The sequence below is a fragment of the Streptomyces sp. AA1529 genome (assembly GCF_000280905.1).
GTDB lineage: Bacteria > Actinomycetota > Actinomycetes > Streptomycetales > Streptomycetaceae > Streptomyces.
In genome coordinates this window covers 1-16,871 of record NZ_ALAP01000065.1, presented here as the reverse complement: position 1 = coordinate 16,871, position 16,871 = coordinate 1, and the positions used below count along the sequence as shown (strand labels likewise).

Sequence of the window (16,871 nt, the reverse complement as noted above, 5' to 3'; positions counted from 1 at the left end):
GTGGTGGAACGCGTCGCCGCCGGTGCGGGGTGAGCGGCCCCCCCCCCGGGGGGGGAGCACGGCCTCGCGGCGGGCACGGTGAACCGCGGGCGGGCGGCTAATCCGCCGACGCGCCGCCGCGCTCCCACTGGGTGCGCAGCCGGCCGAGATGGGTGCGCATGCACGCCTGGGCACCGCCAGCGTCGCGGGCCAGTACCAGGTCGAGCAGGACCTCGTGCTCCTCGGCGGATTCGATGAGCTGGCCGCTCTCGGCGAGCCCGGCGAGGCCGTACAGGCGGGAGTGGCTGCGCAGTTGGGCCACGGTCTCCACCAGGCGGCGGTTCCCGGCGAGTTCGAGCAGGGCCAGATGGAAGCGGCGGTCGGCCTCCAGGAAGCCGACGAGGTCGCCGGCCCGGGCCGCCGCGACTATCTCCCGTGCGACAGGGCGCAGTTCCTCCAGCCGGGCGGAGTCGGCGGCGCGCGCCACCTCCCCGACGGTGGGCACCTCGATCAGCTCGCGGATCCCGACGTACTCGGCCAGATCGCGGCGCGACAGCTCGGTCACCCGGAAGCCCTTGTTGCGCACGGGCTCCACCATGCCCTCCCGCGTCAGGTCGAGCATGGCCTCGCGCACGGGTGTGGCCGAGACGCCGAACTGCGCGGCGAGCTGGGGCGCCGAGTACACCGTGCCGGGGCGCAGCCGGCCGGCGATCAGCGCGGCGCGCAGGGCCTGCGCGACGTGGTCGCGGATGCTGAGCCGGTCCGGCACGGCGGGCAGCTTCAGCGGGCGGTCTGCGGTCATGGGTGCGCTGCTCCTCGGCGTGCGGGGACGAGCGTGATCGTGCCGGTGATCGTGTCGAGTGTAGGGCGAGCGCCGCGCCGCCGGTCCGGCTCCGGGAATCCCGTCGCCGCAGGGTCCTTCCCTCATGACATGTGATGTGTGAAATTATACTGAGCCGATTCGACGTGCTCGCGTCAAATCAAGTCCACGCGGCCCCATCGGATCGGACCGGTGAACACCCCCACAGGAGGCCTCAGATGCTCTGGCGAGGACGCAGAACGCGCAACCCGTTACGCAGCCACCTGATACGTGCCGCCGGCGCCGGAACCCTCGCGCTCGCCCTGGCTGCGGGCGCCGGACAGCCCGGCGGCACCCCGGCCCGAGCCGCAGTGCCCGAAGACTCCGTCCAGGAGGCCGCCCCGGCCCGGGACGGCGGCCCCCGAGCGGTGAGCACCGGAGCGGAACCGGAGCACATCCAGGGCAGGCGGCTCGAAGTGGCGGACCGCGCCCCGCTCCCGGCGTCCCATGACGGACTCCGCACGGACTACGACAGCCCCGCACCCCGGTCCCCGCACGAGCGGCCCTCCGCCCGGTTCGCACCGCACAGCGGCCGAGCCGGCGCAGCCTGTTCCCCCGGAGACTTCGCGCGGACCGGGACGGCACTCGTCGAGCAGATCACCTCGGCCTCGACGGACTGCGTCAACTCCCTCTTCGGCCTGACCGGAAGCGACGCACACGGCGCCTTCCGCGAGGCGCAGATGGTGACCGCCGCGGACGCGCTGCGCAGCCGCTCCGCCTCCTATCCGGGGAACGGCAGCACCGGCATGCCGCAACTCGTGCTCTTCCTGCGGGCCGGCTACTACGTGCACTGGTACCACGAGCAGGACGTCGGCACCTACGGACCGGTGCTGAGGTCCGCGCTACGGGGCGGCCTGGACGCCTTCTTCGGCTCGGCGCACTCCCACGACGTCACGGACGCCAACGGCGAGACCCTCTCCGAGGCGGTCACCCTGATCGACAGTGCGGAGGAGAACGCGCACTACCTCCACGTCGTCAAGCGGATGCTGGCCGGCTACGACAGCTCCTACGACGACAAGTACTGGATGGTCAACGCGGTCAACAACGCCTACGGGGTGCTGTGGCGGGGCCACCGGATGCCCGACTTCGTCCGGGCCGTGCAGCTGGATCCGAGTGTCCTGTGGACCCTGCACGCCTTCGCCCTCGACCACCTCGGCCTGCTGAGCGGGGAACGCTATTTCCTCACCTACAACGCGGGGCGCGAACTGGGGCGGTTCCTCCAGCACGCGTCGCTGCGCGGAACCGTGCGCCCGCTGGTGAAGGACCTGCTGGAGGCCGGTGACATCACCGGCGACACCGCCGCGCTGTGGGTGGGTGTCGCGGAGACGGCGGACGCGTACGACAGGGACAGGTGCGCGTACTACGGCGTCTGCGACCTCAAGGGCAAGCTGGCCGAGGCCGTGCTCGAGGACAGGAAACCGTGCAGCGACAGCATCACCGTGGTCGCCCAGGACATGAGCGCCGAGGACTTCCGGGCCACGTGCGACAGCCTCGACGGGCAGGACGCATACTTCCACCGGATCGCCCGGGACAGCGGGCCGGTCGCGGACGACCGGAACAGCAGCATCGAGGTCGTCGTCTTCGACTCCAGCCGCGACTACCGGATCTACGCGGGCGCCCTCTACGGCATCGACACCGACAACGGGGGCATGTACCTGGAGGGCGACCCGTCTGCGGCCGGCAACCTGCCCCGCTTCATCGCCTACGAGGCCGAGTGGCTGCGGCCGGACTTCCGGATCTGGAACCTCAACCACGAGTACACGCACTATCTCGACGGCCGCTTCGACATGTACGGCGACTTCGCGGCCGGGACCGCCACTCCCACGGTCTGGTGGATCGAGGGCTTCGCGGAGTACGTGTCCTACTCCTACCGCCGGCTCCGCTACGACGAGGCGATCGACCGGGCGGGCAGCAAGACCTACCCGCTGAGCACGCTGTTCGACACCACCTATGCGAACACCGACACCGCCCGCACCTACCGCTGGGGGTACCTGGCCGTGCGGTACATGCTGGAGGAACACCCCGGCGCGGTGGACGCCGTGCTGGCCTCCTACCGGACGGGCGCCTGGGACACCGCCCGCAAGTACCTGAAGGAGACCATCGGTTCGCGTCACGACCAGGACTGGTACGTCTGGCTCGACGCCTGCGCGGCCGGCGCCTGCACGACCGGATAGCCGAGCCGCCGCCGGGGGCCCGGCACACTGCGCCGGGCCCCGGCACCGCCGGTCGGGCCGCACGGGCGGCCCGCCGCGGAAGCCGTGGTGGCCCCGCGTCACTTCCGGTCCGCGCTCCCGGTCCGCACCGCGCCCGCGCTGGCGCCGATCACCAGCGCGACGGCCAGACACTGCACGGCCGTCAGTTCCTGGCCCAGCACCAGGAACCCCGCCAGTGCCGCGATCCCGGGAGCCAGGCTCATCAGCACCGCGAAGGTCGCCGCAGGCAGCCGACGCAGCGCCAGCAACTCCAGGGTGTAGGGCACTCCCGAGGACAGCAGCGCCACCGCCAGCCCGAGCGCCAGCACTCCCGGCTCCAGCAGCACCCCGCCGGCCGACCCGATCCCCAGCGGCAGGCTGACGAGCGCGGCCACCGCCATCGCCACGGCCAGTCCGTCCAGCCGGGGGAAGCGGGCCCCGGTCCGGGAGTTGAAGACGATGTAGGCCGCCCACATGGCACCGGCGCCCAGCGCGAAGGCGATGCCGGCCGGGCTCAGCTCATCGAAACCGCTCCGGCCGAGCAGGAAGACGCCCACGAGTGCCAGCCCCGCCCACACCAGGCTCAACGCCCGGCGCGCGGTGACCACGGACAGCGCGAGCGGGCCGAGTACCTCCAAGGTCACCGCCGGACCCAGCGGAATCCGGTCGACCGCCTGGTAGAACAGGGTGTTCATACCGGCGAGCGCCAGCCCGAACGCGACCACCACGGCCCAGTCGGCTCGGCTGTGCCCGCGCAGCCGGGGGCGGCAGACCACCAGCAGCAGTACGGCCGCGAGCGTCACCCGCAGTGCCACCACCCCCAGGGCACCGGCACGCGGGAAGAGCAGAGCCGCGACAGCCGAACCGAACTGCACCGAGAACGCGCCGGCCAGCACCAGCCCGATGCCGCCGAGGCTGCCGACTCCGGCAGGCACGCGGGCGGATCCCGCCCCGCCCGCCGCGGCCGTGCCGGGCGCTGTCGCGGATCCGTCGCCCGCGGTCTCCACCCCGGAACCCGTATGTGTCATGCGGCTCACGCTACGCGCCGACCCCGACGCCGTGAAATGCAGAATGCTCTGCGGTTATGCTTCACAGGCATGACTATGGAGCTGCGCCATCTGCGGGCCTTCCTCGCCATCGCCGAGGAAGGCTGCATCACGCGTGCCGCCGCCAGGCTGCACACCGGACAGCCCGCGCTCTCCCGGACGCTGCGCCGGCTGGAGGACCATCTCGGCGTACGCCTGGTCGACCGCTCGACCCACCACCTCGCCCTCACCGCGGCGGGCCGCGTCTTCCGCGACCGCGCCGCCACCGCGCTGGCCGCGGCGGACGCGGCCTTCGACCCCCGTTCGCTGTCCGCGGCCCGACCGCTGCGCCTCGGACATCCGTGGGCCGCGCTCGGGAGCTGGACCGTCCCCCTGCTGCGCCGCTGGGACCAGGAGCACCCCGAGGTGCCGCTGGAACTGCGCCGGATCGACGACCGCACCGCGGGACTCACCCGGGGCAGGGTCGATGCCGCACTGCTGCGGGGCCGAGTCCCGCTGTCCGGCATGGTCACGGAGCTCCTGCTGGAGGAGGAGCGCGTGGCGGTGGTCCCCGAGGGCAGCGGCCTCGCGGAGCGCGACACGCTCACCCTGGCGGACCTCGCAACCTGGCCGATTGCGCTGAACACCGTCGCGGGCACCACCACCCTGGATCTGTGGCCCGCAGGCGCCCGGCCCGCGCGGACGCTGGAGGTGGCCAACACGGACGAGTGGCTGACCGTGATCGCCGCGGGCCGGGCCGTGGGCATCACGACCTCGGCGACCCCCGGACTGCACTCCCAGCCGGCGCTCGCCTACCGCCCGCTGACCGACGCGCCGCCGGTCCCGCTGGTGCTGGCCTGGCACCGCGACATACCGGCCCACCCGGCGATCCCCGCGCTGGTCGGCCTCGTCCGCGACGTGGTGGCGGGACGCTGACCCGTGCGGCTCCGGGCCGCGGCGTCCCGCGGACCGTGAATCCCCGGCCGGTACGACTGCTGTCCGCCGCGCCACCCGAGGAAGTGGCCGAGCTGTGGGAGCCGGGCGGGCCGCGCGGGGTGGCGGACCGGATCGCGCGGGAGTGGACGGCCCACCGGCCGGTAGGCGCTGCCGCTCCGCTCGGCGTACGAGGAGGCCGTGCACGGAGAGAACCGCACCGGACGGGGAGCGTGGCGCGCCCTCGTCCAGGCTCTGCCCCGGGCCTACGCCGACCTGCCGGCAGGCGACCCGGTCCGGGCCGGAGCCCCGGAGGCCGGGCGGCTGCTGCGCGGGATCCTGGAGCCGCTGCGGGACGCGTCCGGGCGGATACCGGCGGATGTCCTGTGGCGGCACGGCCTCTCCGCGCACCAGGCGGAGTGGCTGCGCGGAGGCGGCTGCGGGCGTGTCATGGAACGGATCACCGGCGGGGCCCTTCCGGAGGAAGGTACGAATCCGACCCGCGGGCATGCGTCCCGGAGCTGGTCGGGCGCGTGGCGCGGCACCTCGGCGTCCAGGAGGCTCCGGCCGCCTACTACCTCCAGGTGCCGGCGCTGGATGCCCCCGCCGACCGCCGGGTGCGCCGCTGGATGGGCTGGAGCCGGCAGGAACTGCGCGCCGCGGGCGCGGTGCTGGCCGAACGCGGCCTGCTCGTCGAGGACAAGCGGCCCCGCGCGGGCCGGACGGTGTTCCTGCCCGGCCCCTGGGCGCACGCGGCGGCTCCGCTGCCCCCGATGGAGCGGTGGAAGGCGCCGCTGCTGGGAGCGCGCCTGTCCGCCGACGGCGATACGGTGCAGGACACTCAGCTGCCCGAGCACACACCGCCGGACCTCTTCGCCCTCGCCTGGCGGCGGGTGACGGGCGGTCAGGCACCGGTCGGCTGATGCCCGCCGTGCCCACCGGGGCCGACCGCGGGCCGCGTGGCCGGTCCGCGACAGCGTGCCCGGGGGTCAGCTCCAGCTCGGCGTCGGCCCGAGCCGCGAGCGGAAGGGAACCGGCCGGCCGGAGTCCGCGTCGAGCAGGACGCGGTCGCCCAGGGGGCGTCGCAGGGTCACCGTCACCTGCTGGCGGACGGCCTGCTTGGTGCACAGGGCACCCGGATCCCGGTCCTCGCGCTCCTTGACGGAGGCGATCAGCACCACGCTGCCGGACGACTCGCGCACCTCCACTCGCGCACCGTCGTCGCAGACGCCGTGCAGGGCGGCCACGGTGACCGACCGCCCGTCGGGGGAGATCCGCACCAGATGCTCGAGGTGGCCGCGGGAGCCGGAGGTGTGCGCGACCGGCGAGCGCGGCAGCGCGGAGGGGACGGCGGCGGCCCGCACCAGCGGAGCGTCGTACCCCTTCAGGGTGAACAGCCAGGCGGGGACGGTCGCCCGTCCCCGGCCGGTGGCCACGCTCAGCTCTCCCGGCTTCGCCCCGGTCACCGTCAGATGGGGCTCGGTGGTGCTGCGCTCCAGCGCCTCGAACGCCTCGTGCGCGGAGATCAGCGGCCGGGTGAGCGACCGGCCGCCGTCCCGCACCACCCGGCCCTTCGTCCGCTCGGCCTCCGGCAGTTCTCCCCGGAGGACGAAGCTGCCGCTGCGGTACGCCTCTTCGTCGGCGCTGCCGTGCAGGCCGCCGCGCGGCGTGCGGACCACCTCGCCCATCGGGTGGTACCCGGCGCGCCACGCGGCGGCGGCGCGGGAGCCGTACCAGGCCGCGGCGACCTGCCGGGCGCGCTCGCCGCGCGCCCGGCCGCCGCCGTCGCCGGGGCCGTCCCCGGCCTGTTGCCGTCCGCAGCCGGCGCCCGCGCCCAGCGCGGCGGTGCTCAGCACCATCGCGGCGAGCAGACCGGCAGAGCGCGGCGAGCGGACCCGCATATGACCTCCCGGAGATGCCGATGGGTCGGACCGCCCCATGACGGCGACGGGTTCCCGGCACCGCTGTGACGGCAGTCGCCCTCCGGCGGTTCCGACGGCCGCCGGGGAGCGGGCTATGCGGCGCGGTTCCGGCGGGCGCGGTGGGTGCGGACGAGGTCGGCGTAGCGGCGGCCGCTGGTCTTGACGGTCCGCCGCTGGGTGGCGTAGTCGACGTGGACGAGGCCGAAGCGCTGCGCGTACCCGTAGGCCCATTCGAAGTTGTCCAGCAGCGACCAGGCGAAGTACCCCCGCAGCGGCACCCCTTGGTGTACGGCGCGGGCGCATGCGGTCAGGTGCTCTTCCAGGTAGCGGGTGCGCTCGGGGTCGTGGACCTGTCCGTCGGGGCCGACGGTGTCCGGATAGGCGGCGCCGTTCTCGGTGACGTAGAGGCAGCGTGCCCCGTAGTCGTCCGCCATCCGGCGCAGGGTGTTCGTGAGTCCCTCGGCGTGCACCTCCCAGCCCATGCCGGTCACCCGGGCCCCGGCGGGCAGTTCGGCGGACCGGGCGCGGGGGAAGGGACCCGCGGGGTCGTCGCGGAGCACGTTGCGGAAGTAGTAGTTGAGTCCGAGCCAGTCCAGCGGCTCGGCGACGGTCTCCGCGTCGCCGGGGCGCTGCGGCGGCTCGGTCCCGTACAGCTCGACCATGTCCTGCGGGTAGCCGCGGCCGTGCAGCGGGTCCATCCACCAGCGGTTGACGTGCCCGTCGGCGCGCCGTGCGGCCTCGGCGTCCGCCGCGCTGCCGGTGGCGGGTTCGCAGTGGGTGAGGTTGTTGACGATGCCCACCCGCGCGCCGGGGACCGCCGCGCGCAGCGCCTGGACGGCGAGTCCGTGTCCCAGGTGGAGGTGGAAGGAGGCCCGCACGGCGTCGGCGATGTCGGTGCGGCCGGGCGCCATCCGGCCTTCGTAGTGGCCGATCCAGGCCGAGCACAGCGGCTCGTTGAGGGTGCACCAGTGCTGGATGCGGTCTCCGAGCCGGTCGGCGACGACGGCCGTGTACTCGGCGAACCGCTCGGCGGTCTCCCGGACCGGCCAGCCGCCCCGGTCCTGGAGCGCCTGGGGCAGATCCCAGTGGTAGAGCGTGGGGAAGGGCGTGATGCCCGCCTCCAGCAGGGTGTCGGTGAGCCGGTCGTAGAAGGCCAGGCCCGGCTCGTTGACGGTGCCGCCGCCGTCCGGCAGGACGCGGGGCCAGGCGATGGAGAACCGGTAGGCGTCCAGGCCCAGTTCGCCCAGCAGGCCGAGGTCCTCGCGCCAGCGGTGGTAGTGGTCGCAGGCCACGTCCCCGGTGTCGCCGCCGTCGACCGTGCCCGGGGTGTGACTGAAGGTGTCCCAGATGGAGGGTTTGCGGCCGTCCTCGTCGACGGCGCCCTCCACCTGGTAGGCGGCGGTGGCGGCGCCCCACAGGAAGTCGTCGGGGAGGGCGTCGAGGTGCGCTGCGGGATGCGTCTCGGGCACAGAGGTCCTTTCAGGGGTGCGCCGGGCCGGGGTGCCGGGGCCGGGCGGTGTGGTCGGTCACTTGACGGCGCCGGCGGTCAGTCCGGCGACGAGGTAGCGCTGCAGGAGGAGGAATCCGGCGACGACGGGCACGCTGACGACCAGCGAGGCGGCCATGACCTGGTTCCAGTAGACCTCGGTCTGGGTGGCGTATCCCTGCAGTCCGATGGAGAGCGTGCGGGTCGCGTCGTTGGTCATCACGGAGGCGAACAGCACCTCTCCCCAGGCGGTCATGAACGAGTAGACGGTGACGGCGATGATGCCGGGCACGGCAGCGGGGATGAGGACGCGGAAGAGCGCTCCCAGCGGCCCGCAGCCGTCCACCAGGGCGGCCTCGTCCAGGTCCCGGGGGATGGAGGCGAAGTAGCCGGCCAGCATCCAGATGGACAGCGGCAGGGTGAAGGTCATGTAGGTGAGGATCAGCGCGCCCCGGGAGCCATACAGGGCCAGCCCGGTGGCGTTGCCGACGTTCACGAACAGCAGGAAGAGCGGGAGCAGGAACAGGATGCCGGGGAACATCTGGGTGGAGAGCACCGTGACGGTGAAGACCTGCCGGCCGCGGAACCGGTAGCGGCTGACGGCGTAGGCAGCGAAGACGGCGACCACCACGGAACAGGCTGTCGCGGCGGCGGAGACGATCAGCGAGTTGAGGAAGTAGCGGGCCAGCGGCACGGTGCGCCAGATGTCCCGGTACGGCTCCAGCGTCAGCTCGGACGGAATCCAGCGGAAGGCGCCGGAGACCTCTTCGAGGGGCTTGAGCGAGCTGCTGACCATGACGTACAGCGGGGTCGCGGTGAAGACCGCCAGCAGGGTCAGCACGATGCGGCGGGTCCACACGAAGGACCTCGGCAGCGCCGTCGGGCTGCGGCGCCGGGCAGCGGCGCCGGGGGCCCGGTGCGCGGTGGCCGTGTCAGACATCGGCGGATCCCCTCCCCCGGTTGGTCAGCAGCAGGTAGCCGGCCGTCACCAGCAGCAGGAACAGCAGGAGCAGCACGGACATCGCCGAGCCGGCGCCGAAGTCCCAGGTGACGAAGGACGACTGGTAGATGTGCAGCGAGACCAGGTCGGCGGACTGCGGAGCGGACTTGCCGAACAGCACGAACGGCACGTTGAAGTCGTTGAACGTCCACAGGAACAGCACCAGCACCAGCACCTGGTTGACGGGCCGCAGCGCGGGCAGGGTGATGTGCCGGATCTGCCGCCACATTCCGGCGCCGTCGAGGGCGGACGCCTCGTACAGGTCGGCGGAGACGTTCTGCAGCGCCGCCGTGAGCAGCAGGAAGGCGAACGGCCAGGTGCGCCAGACCGCCACGAGCAGCAGCGCGACGAAGCTGTTGTCGCCGACCAGCCAGAACGGCTTGCCGTCGGTGAGCCCGAGCTGGTCGTGCAGGACGTGGTTGAGCAGTCCGTTGTCGTGCTGGAGCAGGAAGGACCAGGTGATGACGGCCGCGTACACGGGGAGCGCGTACGGGGTGAGGAAGAGTGCGCGCAGCAGGCCCCGGCCCCGGAAGGTGTCCTGCATCAGGATGGCCGCGGTGACGCCCAGCAGCCAGGAGAGGCCGACGGCCAGGACGGTGAAGCCGCAGGTGACGGCGAAGGAGCGCAGCAGCGCCTCGCCGACCGGCGCGTCGAAGTCCACGGCGACCCGGAAGTTGTCCAGGCCTGCCCAGGGCGCTGCGCTCCAGTCGCTGATGTACTCCTGGGTCAGATCCTTGAAGGCCATCACGATGCCGGTGGCCATCGGCACCAGGTGGATGAGCAGTTCGAGCGCCAGCGCCGGGAGCAGCAGCAGATAGGGCAGTCCCGCGCTGCGGACCCGGTCGCGCAGCGGGGAGCGGGCCGCCGGGCGCGGTGCCCGGGCCGGGGCCGGGTGTCCGGGCTCTGCCCGCGGGTGTCCGGGCTCTGCCGACGGATGCTCCGCAGGCCGGGCCGGAGCCGGGTCCGCGGCCGCCTGGGTGGGGCCGCGGCCGGTGTCGCCCGCGGGCGGCGCCGGGGTGCGGGGAGCGGGATCCGCGCTCACGGCCGGGTCACTTCCCCATCTGCTGCTGGGCCTTGGTGAGGGCCTCGCGCACCGTCTTCTCGGTGACCGGCCGGCCCGCGGCGGCGTCCGCGAAGAGCCGCTTGACCGCCGTGCCCACCAGGGTCTCGAACTTCGACTCGTCCGGGACCTGGGGCAGCGGTGCGGCGCTGGAGGAGAGCACGGAGCGCAGCACGGCCTCGTCCTTGTCCCGCGGCTTCGCCTGCTGGGCCTTGAGCACCGGTGAGACGGAGCCGTAGGCGTCGGTGAGGATGCGCTGCTCCTTCGTGGAGGTCATGAAGGACACGAACTTCATGGCGCCGTCGAGGTTGTCGGTGTGGTTGAAGACGCCGATGTTGATCCCCGCGACCATGGAGTTGACCTTGGTCCTGCCGCCGGAGGCCGTGGCGTCCTGCTTGTTCCGGAAGGGGACCGGTGCGATGCCGTACTCGTCCGGCTTCATCCCGTGCGCCAGCAGCGAGGTGCGGGCCGCCTGCCACAGCAGCATTCCGGCCTTGCCGGTGGCGAAGTCCTTCACCGACTGGTTCTGCGCGTATTCGGCGTTGCCCTTCGCCGCGATGCCGTCCTCGGCCAGGAAGTCCACGTACTGCTTGACGGCTTTGACGTTGCCGGGCTTGTCGAAGGTGGGGCGGCCGCTCTCGTCGAAGAAGTCGGCACCGTGCTGCTTGCCGAAGACGAAGGCGTGGTGGGCGTTCTCCACGGGGTTGCCGCCCTCGACGGCGAGGCCGTGGCGGCCCTCGCCGGTGAGCTTCTTCCCGTCGGCGACGAGTTCGTCCCAGGTGACCGGCGGGCCGTCGATCCCCGCCTGCCGGAACATCTTCTTGTTCCAGTAGAGCGCGTAGGTCAGCGAGTACAGCGGCACCGCGGCGGGGGGCTTGCCCTCGGCGCCCGTCGCGGCCAGTGCCGCCTTGCTGAACCGGTCGGCACCGCCGACATCGGCCATGCGCGCGTCGTCGAACGGGAGCAGTGCCTTGCTCTTCTGCAGCGAGGAGGACCACGTGTTGCCGATGTTGAGGACGTCCGGTCCCTGGCCGGAGGAGGCCGCTGCCAGGATCCGGTCCAGGAGGTTGGCCCAGGGCACGACCTCCAGCTTGACCTTGATTCCGGTCCGCTTCTCGAACTTCTTCAGCTCCGGGGCCAGGACCTTCTTGTCGGCTTCGATGCTCGAACCCTGGTTGGTGGCCCAGTAGGTGAGTTCGCCGGGGTTGTCGTTGCTGCCCCCGCTGTTGGTGGCCGACCCGCCTCCGCAGCCGGAGGCGGCCGCGGTCAGGGCGGTGACGAGCGCGGCTGCTGCCGCGGTACGGGATCTGCGCATGGCGGAGAGTCCTCCGGGAGGTGAGGAGGCGAGCGTTGAACGTCTGAAGGCGGCTCGCGCTTTTCTTGGGTCGTGAGTTAAGTAGTGGAAGAAGGGGTCGTCAAGACGTCGCGCACGGGTAGATTGCGCGGGGAAGGGAGTCACATGCGCCAGGAGAACCGGCGGACGGTACGAGATCTGCGCCGCACCAACCGCTCCAGAACGCTGCGCCATCTGTACTTCGAAGGGCCCCTGAGCCGACAGGAGTTGGTGCCGGTCACCGGCCTGAGCTCCGCGTCGGTCAGCAACGTCACCGCCGAACTGCTCGGCGAGGGACTGCTGGAGGAGGCGGGTTCCGCCGAGTCCGAGGGCGGCCGGCCGCGCACCCTGCTGCGGGTGGCCCCCGGGGCCGGGACGCTGATCGGCGTGGATGTGGGAGAGACCCGGGTACGCGTTGAGCTCTTCGACCTCGCGCTGGACGAACACGCCCGTGCCGAATACCCCTTGCAGGACGGCGGCCACCAGGCCGCGCACGTGGTGCGGCTGATCGCGGCCGGTCTCGCCGCGGTACGGGAGAGCGTCGCGGGCTCGATGCCGCCGCAGCCCCTGGGACCGACCCTCGGCGTGGGTGTCGGCGTGCCCGGCATCGTCGACCGCGGCGCGGCGGGCGGCGCCGTGGTGCACGGGCAGACCGTGGGCTGGGACGCGGTTCCGCTGGAGGAGTTGCTGCGCACCGAGGCGGAACTGCCCGACGAGGTACCGCTGCTGGTGTCGAACGGCGCCAAGACCCTCGGCCAGGCAGAGATGTGGTTCGGCGCCGGGCGGGGCGCGCGGGACGCGGTCGTGGCCCTCCTCGGCTCGGGCGTGGGCGCGGGCGTCATCACCGAGGGCGGCGCCCACGGCCCCGGCTTCCGCGGAGCCGCCGAATGGGGACACACCACGCTCCGCGCGGACGGCCGCGTCTGCCGCTGCGGAGCGGCAGGATGCCTGGAGGCCTATGTGGGAGCGGCCGCCGTGCTGGAGCGCTGGCGCGAGGCCGGGGGCAGCCCGCAGGGCGACCAGGAGGCGGGGCTGGCGCAACTGCTGGCGGCGGGCGACAGCGCGGCCGAGGCGGTGCTGGCCGAGACCGCCGAGCATCTGGGCGCGGGGATCGCCAACCTCGTCAATCTCTTCAGCCCGGAACGCATCGTGCTGGCCGGCTGGGCGGGCCTCCTGCTGGGCGCCCGGCTGCTGCCCGCGGTGCGCGAGGCGGCACGGGCGCGCGCGCTGGCCCACCCAGCGGGGCGCACGGCGATCGAACTGGGCAGGCTGGGACCGGACGCCGTCACGGTGGGGGCGGCGACCCTGCCGCTGGCCCGCTTCCTGGAGACCGGAGGGCGCCCGGCCGGCACCCCCGCGCACCGCTCTCCGCGCCCCGGCTCCGGCGCGGCACGAACCGGCTGAGGTACCGGCCGGGGCACCGCACCCCGGTGGGCGGTGCGGCGCGGGCCCGCGCCCGACCGTCGCGATCCGGGCCCCCGCGGCGGCGGGGACCCGGATCTCTCAGCGCGTCGTCACGCCTTGACCTGCATGCTCTCCCGGGCGGGGTTGCCCTGCTGCGCGGCCTTCGGGTCCTTCTCGTGCCGCTTGGCGTGCACCCCCTCCTCGATGCGGGCGCCGACCCCGGCGTCGATGTTGCGCCAGTACTGGAACGCCCGCCGCAGCACGGGCTCACTGACGCCGTTGAGCAGGTGTCCCACCACGTTGTCCACCAGACGGTCCCGGGCGGCGTCGTCCATGACCTCGCGCACCAGGGTGCCCGCCTGGCCCCAGTCGTCGTCCTCGGGATGCGAGACATACGCCGCCCGGGTGATCTCGCCGTCGGCGTACCAGCCGGGCGGGGTGCCGTACCGGTCGGTGTCGGCCGCCGGCCCGCCCTTGGAGTTGGGCGCGTACACCGGGTCGGTGGTCAGCCGGTAGGCCATCGCCCCGTCCTTGGAGTAGGTGTGCGCGGGGACGACCGGGGCGTTGACGGGAAGCTGCTGGTAGTTGCCGCCGATGCGGTGGCGGTGCGCGTCCGCGTAGGAGAACAGCCGGGCCAGCAGCATGCGGTCCGGGCTCGGGCCGATGCCGGGCACCAGGTTGTTGGGCTGGAAGGCGGCCTGCTCGATCTGGGCGTGGTTGTCGGTCGGGTTGCGGTCCAGCGTCATCCGGCCGACCTCGATCAGCGGGTAGTCGCCGTGCGGCCACACCTTGGTCAGGTCGAAGGGGTTGAACCGGTAGTCCGCGGCGTCCTGGTAGGGCATCACCTGCACGTACATGGTCCAGCTCGGGTACTGACCGTCGCGGATGTGTTCGAACAGGTCGCGGGTGTGGTAGTCGGTGTCGGCTGCGGCCATCTGATCTCCCTCGTGCTGAGTGAAGAACTCGATGCCCTGGTCGGTCTTGAACTGGTACTTGACCCAGAACCGCTCCCCCGAGGCGTTGATCCACATGTAGGTGTGCGAGGTGTAGCCGTTCATGTGGCGCCAGCTGCGGGGGATCCCGCGGTCGCCCATCAGCCAGGTGACCTGGTGGGCGGACTCGGGAGAGAGGGTCCAGAAGTCCCACTGCATGTCGTGGTCGCGCAGATTGTTGTCGGCGCGGCGCTTCTGCGACCGGATGAAGTGCTGAAACTTCATCGGGTCCTTGACGAAGAAGACCGGCGTGTTGTTGCCGACCATGTCGTAGTTGCCCTCGCTGGTGTAGAACTTCACCGCGAAGCCGCGCGGGTCCCGCCAGGTGTCGGGGCTGCCCCGCTCGCCGGCCACGGTCGAGAACCGCGTCACCAGTTCGGTCCTGGCACCGGGCTGGAAGAGGGCCGCCTTGGTGTAGGCGGTGACGTCTCCGGTCACCTCGAAGTGCCCGAACGCGCCGCTGCCCTTGGCGTGCGGCTGGCGCTCGGGGATCCGTTCCCGGTTGAACTGCGCCATCTGCTCGATCAGGTAGGCGTCCTGGAGCAGGACCGGCCCCCCGGGCCCGACGGTGAGGGAATGCTCGTCGCTTTCGACAGGGATGCCGGCATCCGTCGTCGTCGGCATGCGGTCCGCTTCCGCCATCGCTTCTGACTCCTTCTCGTCGCGGGCGCCCGCCGTCGCGCGGGCGCTGGTTTCACCACTGGAACGCAGCGAGGCCACCGGCCCCGGCAGCGGCGCGCCGGTGGACGGTGTTGCCGCGCCCCGGAACCCCGCTCGCGGCGGACCGGCTGCCGGGCCGGTCCGCCGGCCCGGCAGGTCCCCGTCTCCACCGGTGGAGCGGGAGGATGCGCTTCGGCCGGTGCGGCAGCGCTCCGGGGCGAGTCCGGCACCAGGACGGTGCCTCGCCCGCCGCCGGGTGCGGACGGTGCCGGTGCTCCGCCGGGCGCGGCCCGGCGGCCCGCTGTCGTCCGCCGTGCCGCAGCCGGGCCGGGGCGGTGCCCGAGCGGTTCCGTGCGCCGTGCCGTACCGAAGTCATGTCATTTGACTGGGTGGCCCTTTTCGAGCCCGGCAAACGCGGTGCTTCGCCGGATCACCCGGTCAGCAGGGCCCGTGGGCGCGGAATTCGCTCCACCGCCCGAGCGGTGCCTCCGCCTTGTCCGGCGGCGGAGGGCGGCCCGCGGGCGCACCGTCCCCGGAAGGACGGTCCGTGCGGGCGCGGAGAGTCGCGTCGCGGGCTCCGGGCGCCGCCGGCGGTCGGGACATGCTCCCGCGGGGGGCCGGACCGGATTCGGGGTGCGACAAGGATGATCGGGACCATGCTGCTCGAATTGCTGTCCGTCGGCGCCCTGGCCGTGGTGCTGGTGTGCGCCGTCGGCCGCCCCTACGGCCGGTCGGAGGTGACGTTCGCGGCGCCCGCGGCCGTGCTGGTGATCGCCGTCGGCGCGATTCCGCTCGCGGACGTGGCCGAGGAAGCCGCCCGGCTCGGACCGGTGATCGGCTTCCTGGCCGCGGTGCTCGTCCTCGCGAAACTCTGCGACGACGAGGGGCTCTTCCACGCCTGCGGCACCTGGATGGCCCGCTGGGCACGGGGACGGCCGCGCCGGCTGCTGGGGGCCGTCTTCGCGCTGGCCTCGGTGGTGACCGCGGCTCTCAGCCTGGACGCCACCGTAGTGCTGCTGACGCCGGTGGTGTTCGCCACCGCGGCCCGCATGGGGGCCAGGCCACGACCGCACCTGTACGCGAGCGCGCATCTGTCGAACACCGCCTCGCTCCTGCTGCCGGTGTCCAATCTGACGAACCTGCTCGCGTTCACCGCGACGGGCCTGGGCTTCACCCGCTTCGCCCTGCTGATGCTGCTGCCGTGGCTGGCCGCCGTCGCCGTCGAGTACGCCGTCTTCCGCCGCTTCTTCGCCGCGGATCTCGATGCTCCCCCGGGACCCGCCGAGAGCGCCGAGCCACCGGAGCTGCCGTTGTTCGCGCTGCTGACGGTGGCCGCGACGCTGGCCGGGTTCGGCGCGGCCTCCGCGCTCGGTGTCGACCCGGTGTGGGCCGCGACGGCCGGCGCGGCCGTGCTCGCCGTCCGGGCGCTGGCCCGCCGCCGCACCACCCCGGCGGAGATCGCAGGTGCGGCCGCCGTGCCGTTCCTCGCCTTCGTGCTCGCGCTGGGTGTGGTCGTACGGGCCGTGGTCGACAACGGTCTCGGCGACGCGCTCGACACGGTGCTGCCCACCGGTACGGCGCTGCCCGCGCTGCTCGGCACCGCTGCCGTCGCGGCGGTGCTCGCCAACCTGATCAACAATCTGCCCGCCGCGCTCGTCCTCGTCCCGCTGGCGGCGCCCTCCGGTCCCGGTGCGGTGCTGGCCGTCCTGCTGGGCGTCAACATCGGCCCGAACCTGACCTATGCGGGCTCGCTCGCGACGCTGCTGTGGCGGCGGATCGCCCACCAGTACGAACACCGCGTCGAGCTGTCGGTCTTCACCCGCCTCGGACTGCTCACGGTGCCGTCCGCCCTGCTGGCCGCCACGCTGGCCCTGTGGGTCTCGCTCGCCGTCTTCGGCGGCTGAGCCGGACCGGGGCCCGGCGATGTGGTTCGACGCGCCACCTCATCCGCGAGGCGCAGCCGGGGGCGGGCCGGCCGGCACCTCCGGCAGGCCCTCGCGCGGAGGCGCCGGCAGATCCGGGGAGG

The 16,871-nt window shown here is 73.1% G+C and carries 12 protein-coding genes and 1 pseudogene; 5 read left to right on the top strand and 8 right to left on the bottom strand.

Annotated features, from left to right (window positions below; genetic code table 11):
• Positions 1 to 97: 97 nt before the first annotated feature.
• Positions 98 to 781, bottom strand: coding sequence for a GntR family transcriptional regulator (locus A949_RS0118490; protein WP_019357512.1), 684 nt, complete (start codon positions 779 to 781; stop codon positions 98 to 100).
• 236 nt (positions 782 to 1,017) lie between these two features.
• On the opposite strand from A949_RS0118490, the pseudogene A949_RS0118480 reads away from it, so the two are divergent.
• Positions 1,018 to 3,009: pseudogene (locus A949_RS0118480) on the top strand (collagenase); the annotation flags it as partial.
• Positions 3,010 to 3,110: 101 nt separating this feature from the next.
• Here the strand turns inward: A949_RS0118480 and A949_RS0118475 are convergent.
• Entirely contained in the window at positions 3,111 to 4,058 is a 948-nt protein-coding gene (locus A949_RS0118475) for an EamA family transporter (protein WP_051019547.1), read from the bottom strand.
• Between the two features lie 69 nt (positions 4,059 to 4,127).
• On the opposite strand from A949_RS0118475, the gene A949_RS0118470 reads away from it, so the two are divergent.
• Both A949_RS0118470 and A949_RS0118465 read left to right on the top strand, forming a co-directional pair.
• On the top strand, positions 4,128 to 4,991 hold the full coding sequence (locus A949_RS0118470) for a LysR family transcriptional regulator (RefSeq protein WP_026004796.1): 864 nt from the start codon (positions 4,128 to 4,130) through the stop codon (positions 4,989 to 4,991).
• Between the two features lie 530 nt (positions 4,992 to 5,521).
• Positions 5,522 to 5,911: a hypothetical protein gene (locus A949_RS0118465; RefSeq protein WP_019357507.1), complete on the top strand. Its 390-nt coding sequence runs from the start codon at positions 5,522 to 5,524 to the stop codon at positions 5,909 to 5,911.
• Positions 5,912 to 5,977: 66 nt separating this feature from the next.
• On the opposite strand, the gene A949_RS38145 is transcribed toward A949_RS0118465, so the two are convergent.
• The 5 genes from A949_RS38145 to A949_RS0118440 all read right to left on the bottom strand — a co-directional run bounded on the left by A949_RS38145 (position 5,978) and on the right by A949_RS0118440 (position 11,771).
• Positions 5,978 to 6,889: a hypothetical protein gene (locus A949_RS38145; RefSeq protein WP_019357506.1), complete on the bottom strand. Its 912-nt coding sequence runs from the start codon at positions 6,887 to 6,889 to the stop codon at positions 5,978 to 5,980.
• Between the two features lie 113 nt (positions 6,890 to 7,002).
• Complete coding sequence (locus A949_RS0118455; RefSeq protein WP_019357505.1) at positions 7,003 to 8,379, bottom strand: GH1 family beta-glucosidase; 1,377 nt, start codon at positions 8,377 to 8,379, stop codon at positions 7,003 to 7,005.
• A 57-nt stretch (positions 8,380 to 8,436) separates the two neighbouring features.
• Positions 8,437 to 9,336, bottom strand: a complete 900-nt coding sequence (locus tag A949_RS0118450; RefSeq protein WP_019357504.1) for a carbohydrate ABC transporter permease — start codon at positions 9,334 to 9,336, stop codon at positions 8,437 to 8,439.
• Positions 9,329 to 10,438: a carbohydrate ABC transporter permease gene (locus A949_RS0118445; RefSeq protein WP_019357503.1), complete on the bottom strand. Its 1,110-nt coding sequence runs from the start codon at positions 10,436 to 10,438 to the stop codon at positions 9,329 to 9,331. The genes A949_RS0118450 and A949_RS0118445 overlap by 8 nt, the downstream gene beginning before the upstream one ends.
• A gap of 7 nt (positions 10,439 to 10,445) precedes the next feature.
• On the bottom strand, positions 10,446 to 11,771 hold the full coding sequence (locus tag A949_RS0118440) for an ABC transporter substrate-binding protein (protein WP_019357502.1): 1,326 nt from the start codon (positions 11,769 to 11,771) through the stop codon (positions 10,446 to 10,448).
• A gap of 144 nt (positions 11,772 to 11,915) precedes the next feature.
• On the opposite strand from A949_RS0118440, the gene A949_RS0118435 reads away from it, so the two are divergent.
• Positions 11,916 to 13,193, top strand: a complete 1,278-nt coding sequence (locus tag A949_RS0118435; RefSeq protein ID WP_019357501.1) for an ROK family protein — start codon at positions 11,916 to 11,918, stop codon at positions 13,191 to 13,193.
• 110 nt (positions 13,194 to 13,303) lie between these two features.
• Here A949_RS0118435 and A949_RS0118430 read toward each other — a convergent pair whose 3' ends face one another.
• Complete coding sequence (locus A949_RS0118430) at positions 13,304 to 14,827, bottom strand: catalase (RefSeq protein ID WP_019357500.1); 1,524 nt, start codon at positions 14,825 to 14,827, stop codon at positions 13,304 to 13,306.
• A 674-nt stretch (positions 14,828 to 15,501) separates the two neighbouring features.
• Here A949_RS0118430 and A949_RS0118425 point away from each other — a divergent pair.
• Positions 15,502 to 16,749: an SLC13 family permease gene (locus A949_RS0118425; RefSeq protein WP_019357499.1), complete on the top strand. Its 1,248-nt coding sequence runs from the start codon at positions 15,502 to 15,504 to the stop codon at positions 16,747 to 16,749.
• Positions 16,750 to 16,871 lie beyond the last annotated feature (122 nt).